This is a genomic window from Pseudoalteromonas sp. QJM3NY_12, assembly GCF_056173165.1.
This window is the reverse complement of the sequence record NZ_JBWBUF010000002.1, coordinates 148702-163090: the sequence shown is the minus strand read 5'-3', so window position 1 is coordinate 163090 and position 14389 is coordinate 148702. Positions and strand designations below refer to the sequence as shown.

General features: G+C 40.0%; 9 protein-coding genes. 8 read left to right on the top strand and 1 reads right to left on the bottom strand.

Annotated features, from left to right (window positions below; translation table 11 throughout):
* Positions 1-39 precede the first annotated feature (39 nt).
* Positions 40-1065, top strand: coding sequence for a GGDEF domain-containing protein (locus AC0VZ5_RS16585; RefSeq protein ID WP_178957173.1), 1026 nt, complete (start codon positions 40-42; stop codon positions 1063-1065).
* Between the two features lies 1 nt (position 1066).
* On the opposite strand, the gene AC0VZ5_RS16580 is transcribed toward AC0VZ5_RS16585, so the two are convergent.
* Positions 1067-1990, bottom strand: a complete 924-nt coding sequence (locus AC0VZ5_RS16580; protein ID WP_475475002.1) for a hypothetical protein — start codon at positions 1988-1990, stop codon at positions 1067-1069.
* Positions 1991-2363: 373 nt separating this feature from the next.
* On the opposite strand from AC0VZ5_RS16580, the gene AC0VZ5_RS16575 reads away from it, so the two are divergent.
* From AC0VZ5_RS16575 to AC0VZ5_RS16545, 7 genes are read left to right on the top strand one after another with little or no spacing between them, the layout of a single operon-like run.
* A complete protein-coding gene (locus AC0VZ5_RS16575) occupies positions 2364-2666 on the top strand; it encodes an isoamylase early set domain-containing protein (RefSeq protein ID WP_178957171.1) in 303 nt (100 codons plus the stop codon).
* Between the two features lie 9 nt (positions 2667-2675).
* The gene (gene malQ / locus AC0VZ5_RS16570) at positions 2676-4670 is read left to right on the top strand and encodes a 4-alpha-glucanotransferase (protein ID WP_178957170.1); all 1995 of its coding nucleotides are present in this window, start codon (positions 2676-2678) and stop codon (positions 4668-4670) included.
* Positions 4671-6893, top strand: coding sequence for a 1,4-alpha-glucan branching protein GlgB (gene glgB, locus AC0VZ5_RS16565; RefSeq protein WP_475475001.1), 2223 nt, complete (start codon positions 4671-4673; stop codon positions 6891-6893).
* Positions 6886-8949, top strand: a complete 2064-nt coding sequence (gene glgX, locus AC0VZ5_RS16560) for a glycogen debranching protein GlgX (RefSeq protein WP_475475000.1) — start codon at positions 6886-6888, stop codon at positions 8947-8949. The genes glgB and glgX overlap by 8 nt, the downstream gene beginning before the upstream one ends.
* Positions 8942-11461, top strand: coding sequence for a glycogen/starch/alpha-glucan phosphorylase (locus tag AC0VZ5_RS16555; RefSeq protein WP_475474999.1), 2520 nt, complete (start codon positions 8942-8944; stop codon positions 11459-11461). Before glgX ends, AC0VZ5_RS16555 begins: the two co-directional genes overlap by 8 nt.
* 20 nt (positions 11462-11481) lie before the next feature.
* Positions 11482-12756, top strand: coding sequence for a glucose-1-phosphate adenylyltransferase (gene glgC / locus AC0VZ5_RS16550; RefSeq protein ID WP_138607932.1), 1275 nt, complete (start codon positions 11482-11484; stop codon positions 12754-12756).
* Positions 12757-12803: 47 nt separating this feature from the next.
* Entirely contained in the window at positions 12804-14336 is a 1533-nt protein-coding gene (locus AC0VZ5_RS16545; RefSeq protein WP_475474998.1) for a glycogen synthase, read from the top strand.
* The last annotated feature ends 53 nt before the right edge of the window (positions 14337-14389 follow it).

Sequence of the window (14389 nt, the reverse complement as noted above, 5' to 3'; positions counted from 1 at the left end):
TTATTAGTTGTTAACGCCCAGTTTGCTTTAGGGAGTACAATGCAAGAAAATTTACTCAATTCAGTCATCAAAATAACTAAAAATAGAGATGTAGATTCTCTTGAATACAGTTTGATATCGACCATCCAAGAGTTTATTGGCTGTAAAGAAGTCTCAGTTTACAAAGATGTAGAAGTTCAGGGCCAGCTTACTATTGAGCAAAGTCTTTGTTTAAAAATTACTGGTGAAAAACAATTTGAGTGGCAACAACGACAAATTGTTACACACCCTGAGGATGAACTTCTATCTTGCTTACGTTCTGCTTGCATTATCACGGTGCAATCAACAGATGGCATTGAGCGCCGTTGGTTACCTATTACCCGCCAAGAAAAAACAGTTGCCGCAATTTCAGTGGTTTCAAACAGCCTAGATAGTCCATCTCAAGTGATGTTGAATGCTTTTTGTCGTATTTTTGAAAACTATTTAGTCATTCTTCATGAAAATGAAAGAGATAAATTAACAGGTCTATTAAATAGACAAACCTTTGAGAAAAAAATAAAGCAACTGATTGAAAAACAAGTATTGAAAGTACACAGTTTATCCCGGGGTGAGGGTAAAAGGCTGCAAAAATACGCATCTACATCTTGGTTGGCTATTTTAGACATTGATCACTTTAAAAATATAAACGACAAGTATGGTCATATCTGTGGCGATGAAGTGCTACTGATATTAGCGCAAAATATGCGTCATTTTTTTCGTTCAACCGATTTGATTTTTCGCTTTGGTGGAGAAGAATTTGTGATTGTTTTTGAGCCTACCGAGGCAGACTCTATAAGTAATAAAATGGCAGAATTTTTACAGCTCGTCAGAAATACATCGTTTCCTTTTATTGGAAATATGACGGTCAGTGCTGGTTTAGCACGTATTAGCCCTTATGATTTTCCAATCACTGTAATAGAGAACGCTGATAAAGCACTATATTACGCTAAAAATAATGGCCGAGATAAATTTTGTATCTACGAAGATTTAATTGCTGAACAGCTAATCAAAGTACAAGAAAATGATTCAGAAATAGATTTATTTTAACTTACTTAGCTTGAGTATGACTTCGTTTGACTTTAACTTTAGTAACTTGGTCAAGCTTTAAAAAATAAACATTACCGCCAATGCCTTTAAATTCCTCATCGGTAAAGGCAATTGTATTGTTATCATAAAACGTGATCGCTTCTTTTTGGGTCACTATGCCGAGATCAATTTTAGACACATCGCCAGAGAAAAACTTATCCCCTTTGAAATCTTCAAACAGCCAAATACTGGTTGAATCTAGTAATGCAAGTTTTTTTCTATTTGGACTGAGCGCCGCTGAGGTGATCCAGCATAACTTTTCCATAGTGGTGCAGGTTCTAAATGAGTCTATTAGCTGGGCGTCAAAATTTGCTGCATGGTCGCCTACCTTGTAAACATTGGTAATACCATCAAAGGGCTCTGTGCGATTTTTAGTAAATAAATATAAATGCCGACCAAAAGCCACAAAAGCCTCTAAGTCGTAGTTACGTTGCTCTGGCTTTATTGGGCTGCCGTCTAATTCCGGGTAGGTAAACTTAATTATCTCGGCTTCGGTGGTATTTGTTTTGATATCAATGGGGTTTTCTATTTTATAAATGGTTAGCCATTTACGTTCATTTTTATTATTGCCAAAGTCCCCTAAGAAAAAATGACCAAATTTATTTTGCGTCATGTCCTCCCAGTCAATATTTTTTGCGTTGCTGACTAAAATTTCTTTAGCGATAGAACCATCATCATTGAGTCTATAAAGCTTAGGTTCGTCACCGCTGTCATTAATAGCCCATAGACGTTTATATTTATCAAATTCTATACCTGAAATTTCTTTTAACTTTGGATCTACAGAGACAAGCTTTTTACTATATAGTGTATAAATTGAACTACTCACAACAGCGATGATGGTTAGAAAAACAATAACAGAGGTAATAAAAATGCTTTTTTTAATCATAGTCTTTAAATATTCATCGCATTGGCTAGGTGGATAATTATTATCGCTGATGATGCCGCTAAGCTAAAGGTTTTTAACCATAATGCGGTAATAAAAATGATTATGAGTGTATTGTTTTAAAAGTTATTTAATTGAGTGTAGTTGGTTTAAAAATTGCTCGGTAAAGGAGCTTACCTAAAAACCTGTTTAAATGGTTAAAAACTGCACCAACCTAGTGCGATAAAATAAATAACGCACTGTAATAATGCGTAAATAAAGTTTTGTTTAACTTTAAGCTTGTTTTTATGTGAATGAATGGATTCCACATCGCCTATTTAAGCTGTTTGGCCTGTGGCAAAGATTAATAACCCTTATGGTTTAGTTGGAGCCTATTATGTTGAATAAACGCTTTTTTAAGACAAAAAACGAAGCAGAAGTTACGTTTGAATTTTCTCATCCTGATGCTGAAGATGTCTGTTTGCTTGGGGAGTTTAATGATTGGCAGCCAGTGCCAATGAAATTAAATAAAAAATTGGGTGTGTTTAAATGTAAACAGCGTTTGCCTGTTGATAAAGAGTTTCACTTCCGTTACTTGATTAATGGTAAGCAGTGGGACAACGACCATCAGGCTGATGGCTATCAGGCCAATAATTTTGGTTCAGAAAATAGTATAGTAAATACTCAACGCATTAATTAAGGTTGGTGAATGGACGCACTATCGCAATCATTTTATTTGCATGGAATAGGCTATGAGTACACTAAATATTCTGGTGAACACGTTATTTTTAGTGAACAAACGCGCAAGTTAGCCTTGCAGTGCTGTGGCGTTGACACCAGTGATGCAACACAAATAGCTCAGTTAAATTATCAATTAGATGCGGCCACTTGGTTAACGCTTGCACCGGCTGTTAGCTTAGTAAAACAGCCTAGCAATGTGCTTAAAGTACGTATTAAAGAAGCCGACGCGCACCATAAAATTACGCTTAATATACCTGCATTAAATATAAAACTACAATTTGAGCAAATAGCTGACTATGCGCCATTAGGCGAGTATTTTTTTAAGGACTGCCGTTATATTGAAATAGCGTTACCACTTACCCATTTACCTACGGGTTATTATGATGCTTTGCTTAGTATGGGAGCGCAATCGGCAACTACACAAATTTGGTCTATCCCTAAACAAGTTTATCAAATTGCCGATAGTAAACGCCTTGGCTTATCAATTCAGTTATATACATTAAAAAACCAAGCCGGAATGGGAATTGGTGATTTTAATGATTTACTTGAATTAACCACGTTATGTGCAAAACAAAAAATGGATTATATTTTACTTAATCCTCTGCACTTATTATTTGCAGATAACCCAGAGTGCGCCAGTCCCTATAACCCCAGTAACCGCGCGTTACTCAATCCATTGTATATAGCAATTAACTTATCGCCCGATAGTATTAACAACCCCACTTTAGATGATTACTTATCCTCTTGTTGTTTAACGTCGCATAGCGAGCAAGATATAACCTTTATTAATTATAAAACGGTTACTGAGCAGAAATATAATGCCTTTAAACTGCTTTATGCGCACTTTCAACAGCAGGGCAATCAAGCAAGGCAAGATGAATTTACTGCATTTTGTAAACAGCACCGTGATGTACTTGCTATGCTAGAAACTACGCAGCCGACATTCGACCATTACCTGCAATGGCAGGCACACAGCCAACTCGCACGATGCCAACAACATTGTATCGACCAAGGAATGGCGATTGGTTTGATTAACGACTTAGCAGTTGGCTGTGCCAAAGAGGGCAGTGAATTTAAAAACCAGCAAGCGTTGTTTAGCCAAAATGCGACTGTGGGAGCTCCACCAGATCCTTGGGCTGAAAGTGGCCAAAATTGGGGTTTGCCAGCAATAAATCCTCAGCGCCTTGCTGACAATAACTATTACTTTTACCGCTCACTTATACGCGCCAATATGAATGCTGTGGGTGGATTACGTATTGATCATGTGATGGCAATTAGACGTTTATGGTGGTGCTTTAACAATAATAACAGCCAAGATGGTTGCTATGTTTACTATCCATTCGAGCACTTGTTAGCTATTTTGAAAATTGAATCACACCTTAATCAGGCTGTCGTGATAGGCGAAGATTTAGGTGTTGTGCCACCTGAAGTAAAAGAAGCGCTGGTGAGCAGTGGAATTTTTTCAAACAGTTTATTTTATTTCGAAAAACAACAAAATGATGAATTTGTTAATCGTGATGATCTTAGCGAACAATGCCTGCTGATGATTGCCAATCATGACGTACCGCCATTTGTTGGCTGGTGGCAGCATAGTGATTTGAATCTCAAACAACAGTATCAATTGATTGATGCCGTTGAACATCAGCAGCTCGTGCAGCAACGGCAACAAGAACAACAGCGGCTACTTGGTTTTATTAATACACACGACACACATTCTGATATGTCATTAAACACTGATGCTTTTGCGATTTATAGCGCGCTGGCTTTGTGTTTAGCAAAGTCACCATCGCGATTATTTGCCCTACAGATTGATGACTTAGACAAACAATGCTACCCAGTTAACATTCCGGGTACAGATAAAGAGTATCCCAATTGGAGACGGGTGTTAACACATACGTGCGAGGATATTTTTACTGATAATGCATCACTTTTGACTGCAATACATTCAATGAGGAATGGGTAAATGGGCAGTATAAAAAATATGAAATCAACGCCAGTGACTGATTATGATTCACAAGTTACTGCGCTCGCAGCAGGACGCTTTAAAGACCCGTTTAGCTTTTTAGGAGCGCATAGTACACAAAGCGGCATAGAAATTCGAGTGTATTTGCCAGCAGCACTGCAGGTTGAATTGTTAATTGGTGATCAAACAATTACTGCATTGCGCTATAAACAAAGTGATTTATTTATAGCTGAGCTATCAAGTATGCCAAGCAGTATTTACCAATGCCAAGTTAGTTATGAAAGCAATAATATTACCTTTTACGATGAATACAGCTTCAGTAGTACGCTTGATGAGCAAGCTATGTACCTGTTTAACGAAGGGAGTCTTGAGCATGCCTATGCGCACTTAGGCGCGCAATTTATGACTCAACAGGGCGTAGACGGTGTTCGTTTTTGTGTATGGGCACCAAACGCTGCCAGTGTTTCAGTGATTGGCGAATTTAACTTTTGGCAGGCCAATCGTCACTTCATGCGGTTTCATCCTGCCAGTGGAGTATGGGAGTTATTTATCCCGGGGCTGTGCGCCGAGATGTGTTACAAATTTGCTATCACCACACTCAGTGGTGAAGTTTTAGATAAAGCCGATCCATTTGCCTTTAAAATGCAGCAAGCGCCAGGCACTGCAAGTATATTACAGTACAAACCTACCCCTATTAAGCTCAGTGAAAAAGCGATTGTAAATAGGCAACAGCGCAATCATATTGATGCCGCTATTAGTATTTATGAAGTGCACTTAGGTTCTTGGCAACGCGCTGAACATAATCGTTATTTAAACTACGGCGAGCTGGCAGATAAGCTTGTAAGTTACGTGACTGATATGGGGTTTACTCACTTACAACTTATGCCTATTAGTGAATACCCGTTTGATGGCTCATGGGGGTATCAGCCGGTAGGCTTGTTTGCACCAACAAGTCGTTTTGGTGATTACAACAGCTTTAAATACTTAGTTGAGCAATGCCATAAAGCCAATATCGGTATTTTACTCGATTGGGTACCGGGGCACTTTCCAAGCGATCCTCATGGGTTACATTGTTTTGATGGCACCCATTTATATGAACATGCTGATATGCGTCAAGGGTTTCACCCTGATTGGAATACCTATATTTATAATTACGATCGCCCTGAAGTTAAAAGCTTTTTAATATCGAATGCGATGTATTGGCTTAGTCAATTTGGTATTGATGGACTGCGAGTGGATGCAGTGGCATCTATGTTGTATCTTGATTACAGCCGAAAAGAAGGGCAATGGGTAGCTAATTGTTACGGCGGCAGAGAAAACTTAGGGGCAATTGAGTGCCTTAAACAAGTAAACATGCGCAGTTATAAGAATAATCCCGGTATTATGATGGTGGCTGAGGAGTCAACGGCGTGGCCCGGAGTAACGCAAAGCGTTGAGCATAATGGTTTGGGCTTTGGTTACAAATGGAATATGGGCTGGATGAACGACAGTTTGCATTACATGCAGCAAGACTCACTATTTAGGAAATACCATCATCATAAAATGACATTTTCTATGGTGTATGCTTTTAGTGAAAATTACATTTTACCACTGAGTCATGATGAAGTCGTTCACGGCAAAGGTTCACTACTAAACAAAATGCCTGGTGATGATTGGCAACAGTTTGCTAATTTACGGGCATATTATGCGTTTATGTGGGCGCATCCAGGAAAAAAACTTCTGTTTATGGGCGCCGAAATAGCACAGCGAAAAGAGTGGGATCATGATCATTCAATAGATTGGCACTTGCTTGAGCATCAAAGTCACCAAGGTATTCAAGATACGGTTAAACGCCTTAATCATGTGTACCAAGCCCATCCAGCACTTTATGAGCTTGATAGCTGTGCTACTGGTTTTTCATGGATAGATAATGATAACAGTCAGCAAAGTATATTTAGCTTTATTCGTTATGCTAAAAGTGCTGACGATTTTATGGTTATTGTCGCTAATTTTACCCCTACTGCTTATCAACATTTTATTTTAGGCGTGCCTGCTAAAGGCAGTTATAAGGTGATATTAAATACTGATGAGTCATGTTTTTTTGGCTCCGGTATTAATGTCACTGATGAGCCAAGCCAACTAATACATTCAATTAATCAACCAAATCATGGCTTTGATCACAGTATTACATTGCACATGGGTGGCTTAACCACGGTCTACTTACAAAAGGTGAATGATGAGTAATTGCTTTGAGGTTACCCATGGTGCACCTTTGCCTCTAGGCTCGACTGTACAAAGCAACGGTGTCAACTTTGCCTTATACGCCCCTAATGCAAGCCAAGCATTTGTTTGTTTATTTGATAAAAGTGGCCATACAGAAATATTAAAAATGGCCATGAATATTAACGAAGGCGGAGTGTGGAGTATTCACGTTGCACCACTGAGCGCTGGCGCATTATATGGCTTTAGGGTTGATGGTGAGTATAACCATGAAAAAGGTATGTTATTTAATGAACATAAATTACTGATTGACCCTTATGCAAAAGACTTGTTTAACGAGTTTACTTGGAGCGAGCGCCATTACGGGCAAATGCCGATAGGCACTAAAAGCGTGGTTAATAATGCGATAGATATGCCTAAATCTAAAGTGACTACATCGGTTGCTTATACCAATAAAAAGCCACAGCATAGCTGGGCTAATACGGTAATTTATGAGTGTCATGTAAAAGGTGCTACCTGTCGTCATCCAGGTATTCCAAAAGTACAGCAAGGCACGTTTTTAGGCTTAAGCCATCCGTGTTTTATTGAGCATCTAAAAAGTTTAGGGGTGACAGCTATTGAGCTTTTGCCTGTACATGCGTTTATAAGTGAACAGTTTTTAATTACTAAAGGGCTACAAAATTACTGGGGCTACAATAGCATCAATTTTTTTACCCCCCATAAAGACTATTTGGTTAATGACGATATAAACGAATTTAAACAGATGGTCAGCGAATTACATCGCGCCAATATTGAAGTTATTTTAGATGTTGTATACAACCATACTGCCGAGGGGGGCAGTGATGGACCGATATTGTCTTTACGTGGCTTCGATAACCTTACTTATTATCGCACTATTACTGGGCAACCTAATGTATACATAAATGATACCGGCTGTGGTAACACCTTAAATATTGACCATCCAAAAACTTTGCAACTGGTTCTTGATAGCTTGCGGTATTGGGTGGAAGTTATGGGAGTGGATGGTTTTCGATTTGACTTAGCAACCATTTTAGGGCGTTCAAGTACCGGCTTTAGTGCTTCTCACACGTTTTTACAGGCCGTTGCACAAGATCCTATATTAAATAAAGTAAAACTGATCAGTGAGCCGTGGGATATAGGCCCTGGTGGGTATCAGTTAGGTGCTTTTCCTGCTCCTTGGCGTGAGTGGAACGATCAATACCGTGATGTGATTAAACGTTTTTGGCAAAGCGAAAAAGGCATTATTAGTGATGTTGCCAAGCGTTTACATGGCTCCTTTGATATTTTTGAACACAGTAATCGTGGCCCGCTTAATAGTATTAATTTTATTACCAGTCATGATGGTTTTACCCTTGCCGATTTAGTCAGTTATGAGCACAAACATAACCAAGCAAATGGTGAAAACAATCAAGATGGCCACAGCGCTAATTATTCGTTTAATTGCGGAGTTGAGGGATTTAGTAGCGATCCTGAAATAATGGGCTTGCGCCTACAACAACAAAAAAACTTTTTACTTACCTTACTGCTCTCTAAAGGGGTGCCAATGATAGCCTCAGGCAGTGAAATGGCCCACTCCCAAGGCGGTAATAATAACGCTTATTGCCAGAATAATCGTACCAGCTGGCTTGCATGGAAAGACTCACAGCTAAACCATTGCTTAATTCAGTTTATAGATGATGCGTTAAAAATTAGGCGCGGTCACAGCGCGTTCAAACACAGTGTATTTTTAGATGATATAGATGAACGTTTCACCGTTAAGTGGTTTACCGAGCAAGGTAAAGAAATGGATGAAACACATTGGCATGAAGATACGCGACAATTTTTAATGTATAGCTTGCTTGATAAGCAAAATAAGCATGGGTTATTAATTATTTTAAACGCCAGTAAACAGCCTGTGCTCTGCCAATTACCACAATCGCCCATTATCAGGCCTTGGACGTTAGTGTTATCAAGCGTAAATAACGCATCATCTGTTGTTGAAGAAGATGCAACCGTGAATATTTCAGCACAAAGTAGTTGGGTTTTTAGTGCCAATTTAGAAGGCGATGATTATGACTAAGCAAGACAAGCAAGTGTGTGTGGTAAAAAGCTGGCAAGAAGGCCCGTTGATTGATGAAAGTACCTTAAGTGATGATTTAACTCGCCACTTTTATTACACCTTAGGGCGTGATGTGGTGGGAGAGTCGCAGTTGTATTTGTATCATGCATTGGCGCTGACGATAAGAGATAGACTAGTTGCGCGTTGCAGAGACACCAATAAGCAAATTAAACAACATAAACGCCGTAAAACAGCGTATTTATCGCTAGAGTTTTTAATGGGGAGAGCACTGGGTAATGCGGTACTCAACCTTGATTTAGAATCTCAGGTAAGTACAGCGCTGCAAGCTTATTGTACTGAGTTGGAAAATGTAGAACAAGCAGAACATGATGCCGGCCTAGGTAATGGTGGCTTAGGGCGTTTAGCAGCATGTTTTTTAGATAGTTGTGCGAGTTTAGCGCTGCCTGTAGTGGGTTATGGAATTCGCTATGAATACGGCATGTTTAATCAATCAATAAAAGAAGGTAACCAGGTTGAGCAACCGGATAACTGGCTTCGCGAAGGGCATCCTTGGGAATTGAGTGCACCAGAGCAAGCTAAACGGGTTAAGTTCTCGGGTTATGTACAAAGTTATACCGATAAATTTGGCCGTGAACATCGACAGTGGGTGAGCTCCCAAGATGTGTTAGCGGTTCCTTATGATGTACCCATTCCGGGCTATAAAAATAATATTGTTAATACCCTCAGGCTTTGGAAGTCTGAAGCTACCGATGAATTTAATTTAGCCGAATTTAATGCCGGTAGCTATTCAGAAGCGGTAGCACAAAAGAATCTTGCAGAGCAAATAACCATGGTGCTGTACCCTAACGACAGCAGTGAAAATGGTAAAGAATTGCGATTACGCCAGCAATACTTTTTATCATCGGCAAGCATTCAAGATGTACTCAGCCAGTGGATTGAACAATATGGGGATGATTTTACTGACTTTGCTCAGCATCATGTTTTTCAGCTTAATGACACTCACCCTAGTATTGCCGTGGCAGAGCTGATGCGAATTTTAGTCGATGACCATGAACTCGATTGGGATCAGGCATGGAACATCACAACCCAAACCATGGCTTACACTAACCACACCTTATTGCCTGAGGCATTAGAAAAATGGTCAGTGGCATTATTTGCTAAATTATTACCACGTATTTTAGAAATTATTTATGAAATTAATGCCCGTTTCTTAGCAGAGGTTGCAAGGCATTGGCCGGGTGATGTGCAAAAGCAACGAGACTTATCATTAATTGAAGAGGGCAGTGAGCCGCAAATACGCATGGCCTTTTTAGCCATTGTTGGTAGTTATTCAGTCAATGGCGTAGCCGCACTGCATACCCAGTTATTAACTGCGGGTTTGTTTAAAGATTTTTACGCATTATGGCCTGAAAAGTTTAATAACAAAACCAATGGGGTGACACCAAGGCGTTGGCTTGCTTATTGTAATCCGAGTCTGAGTCATATTATTAGCGAGAAAATAGGAAAAGACTGGGTAGGCGATTTTGCAAAAATTAGCCAACTACGCCGTTTTTATGATGACTCTCAATTGCACGTAACATGGCAGCAGGCAAAACGAGAAAACAAGCAACGTTTAGTCGATTTAGTGAAACAAAAGTGTGGCGTCGAGTTTGATGTAAACATGCTATTTGATGTGCAGGTAAAACGTATTCACGAATATAAGCGCCAGTTACTCAATGTGTTACATGTTATTCATTTATACGACCGCATTCGTCGTGGCGATACGCAAGGCATGGTACCTCGTTGTGTATTACTCGGGGGTAAAGCTGCACCAGGTTACATGATGGCGAAGAAAATTATTAAACTGATTAATAATGTTGCTGAGGTGATCAACAAAGACCCTGAAGTATCGATGTTTTTAAGAGTTGCCTTTTTACCAAATTACAATGTGACCGCCATGGAAACTATATGTCCTGCAACAGATTTGTCGGAGCAAGTTTCTACAGCAGGTAAAGAAGCATCCGGTACCGGCAACATGAAGTTTATGATGAATGGTGCGCTCACAATAGGCACGTTAGATGGCGCGAATATTGAAATCCGCGATGCAGTAGGAGCTGAAAACTTCTTCTTATTTGGCGCACAAGCCGAGCATATTGACGAAATTAAAGCGCATTATAATCCCAGTGAAATTATTGCGAATAATCCAGATCTAAATAACGTGATGCATCTCCTCGAAAGTGGTCATTTTAATCTATTTGAACCAGGCTTATTTGATGATGTGATTAACTGCATTAAAAGCAAAGACGATGCGTGGCTAACTGCACATGACTTTGCCAGTTACATTTCAGCGCAGCGTGAAGTGGATAAAGCGTACGCTGATCAAACCTACTGGACTCAAATGAGTATTTTAAATACCGCGGCCAGTGGCTTATTTTCTAGTGACAGAACGATTGGTCAATATTGTGATGACATATGGCATTTAACCCCACTAGATACTACACACCAAATAGTTAAAACGAACACTGACAGCTGACACTAAACGGAGAGAGTAATATGCCCAGTTATGCAAATCGCTATATAAGTAATTTAACGAGAGACACCTATGCACTGATTCTAGCCGGCGGACGAGGTTCTCGTCTGCATGAGCTAACAGACTGGCGAGCAAAACCAGCCGTTTATTTTGGCGGTAAGCACCGTATTATTGATTTTCCACTATCAAATTGTATTAACTCTGGTGTAAGGCGAGTAGGGATTGCAACGCAATATAAATCTCACTCGCTGATACGCCATGTGCATCGTGCATGGGGACACTTTAAAAAGGAGTTAGGCGAGTCAGTTGAGATTTTACCTGCATCACAGCGCCATGGTGATGAATGGTATTGCGGTACTGCCGATGCGGTATTTCAAAATATGGATATTATTCGTCATGAACTACCTAAATATGTAATGATTTTGTCAGGCGATCATGTGTATCGTATGGATTACGGCGGTTTATTAGCAAAGCATGTAGAAAATGGTGCCGATATGACCGTGTGCTGTTTAGAAGTCGCGGTTGAAGAAGCAGCAGGCACCTTTGGTGTAATGACCGTTGATCAAGAAAATCGAGTGCGGCGATTCGACGAAAAACCAGCCGAACCTACCTCTGTGCCTGGTAAACCTGGTACATGCTTAGCGTCAATGGGTAATTACGTATTCAATACTGAGTTTTTATTTGAGCAATTACAAAAAGATTCACAAACCGAAGGCTCAGGACGTGATTTTGGCCATGACATTATTCCTGCCATTATCGAAGAGCATAATGTGTTTGCTTACCCATTTAGAGATCCTGCACAAGTAGGGCAACCTTATTGGCGCGATGTAGGGACTTTAGATTCATTTTGGGAAGCGAACATGGAGTTGGTTATGCCTGAGCCTCAATTGGATTTGTACGACCCTACTTGGCCAATTTGGACATACCAAGAGCAGCTTCCTCCAGCTAAGTTTATTTTTGATGATGACGATCGTCGAGGTATGGCTGTTGATTCAACCGTATCGGGCGGCTGTATTATTTCAGGTTCATTAGTGAGAAAGTCATTACTGTTTTCTAATGTACATATTCGCTCATATTGTACTATTGAAGAGTCGGTTATTTTACCCGGTGTTATAGTTAACCGTGGGTGTAAAATTAAACGTGCCATTATTGATAGAAGCTGTGAGATCCCCCCAGGATTAGAAATTGGTTATGATCGTAAAACAGACGAAGCCAATGGTTTTAGAGTATCTAAAAAGGGAATTGTTTTGGTAACCCGCGAGATGCTGACAAAGTTAGACACTAAGTTAAATCAATAATTAAATAGCAAGGCGAAAGCCTTGCAGCTAACTATAAGAGTAAATAAATGCATGTATTAATGGTTGCCGCAGAAAATGATGCGTTACCTAATGCCAAAGTCGGTGGTGTTGCCGATGTCATACGTGATGTACCTAAAGCGTTAGCAACACAGGGACTAACGATTGATGTGGCTATTCCTGATTATGGTTTTGAATTGGGTGAGCGCCGTTTTATTGGTGAAGTAAACGTTGCGTTCAATTCAGCCTCTCACGTTTTATCGCTGTTTGAAATTCCACAAACGCAAAATGCAGTGAGGCAAATAGTAATAAGCCACCCTTTGTTCAGCCAATCACATAGTGTGTATTGCAACGATGATGACAATCGTCCATTTGCTACTGATGCGAGTAAGTTTGCACTGTTTAATGCCGCGATTTGTGAAGCGCTTTTACAAGGGGTATTAAAACAACCAAACACGTTACATTTACACGACTGGCACAGTGCTTGTGTGGCAGTGTTACTAAAATTTGAGCCTCGCTATCGTAAACTTGCTAAGCTGCGCTTGGTGTACACTGTTCATAACTTAGCCTTACAAGGTATTCGCCCTTTTAAAGACGATGACTCTAGCTTAGAAGCGTGGTTTCCCTCATTAAGTTATGATGGTCAATTGCTTTGTGATCCTCGTTACCCTCATTGTTTTAACCCCATGCGCAGTGCTATTAATTTAGCCGATAAAGTACATGTGGTTTCACCCAGTTATAGCCAAGAAGTGCAGATAGCGAGTAACAATGCAGGCGGTTTTTTTGGTGGTGAAGGACTCGAGCGTGACTTACAACAAGCGGCTGAGCAGGGCAAGCTGATTGGGATACTCAACGGCTGTGATTACACAACTCAACACCCGAAGCAGGCAACGCTTAGCGAGCTTTTAGAGCAGATAGAAGCTACGCTTTTTAGTTGGATGGCAAAAAACGTACACTTAGACAGCAGCCACTATATTGCTCACCAACGTGTTTTACAATTTATGGCATCAGAGCTGCAAGGGCCTTTAGTGACCAGTGTAGGGCGGCTCACCGAGCAAAAAGTATTGCTGCTGTGCCAGCCACACAACAATAGTTTAACTATTGATGAGGTATGCAAGGTTATAAACCAATATAATGGTCGCTTGATTGTATTGGGCTCGGGCGATAAAAAACTAGAACAATTATTTACCACTGCGATGGCACGAAATAGCAATTTATTGTTTTTAAAAGGTTATGGCCAAGGTGTTGGTGATTTAATGTATCAACTAGGGGACTTATTTTTAATGCCTAGCTCTTTTGAGCCGTGTGGCATTAGCCAAATGCTGGCAATGCGAGCAGGTCAGCCTTGTCTTGTGCACAGTGTTGGCGGCTTAAAAGATACAGTTGAGCATAATGTGACTGGTTTTAGTTTTACTGGTGATACCTTATTGGCTCAGGCAGAGGCATTTTTAGTTTGTTTATCTGAGGCTTTGAGTGTAAAACAAACTAATCCTAAAGAATGGCAAGCAATAAAAAATAGCGCTAAGCATGCGCGCTTTGGCTGGGATGACGTTGTAACTGATTATATTACATACTTATATTAAAAAATTTATTAAAGTTCAGTGACATCCGATCCTATTTACGCTTTAATTACTTA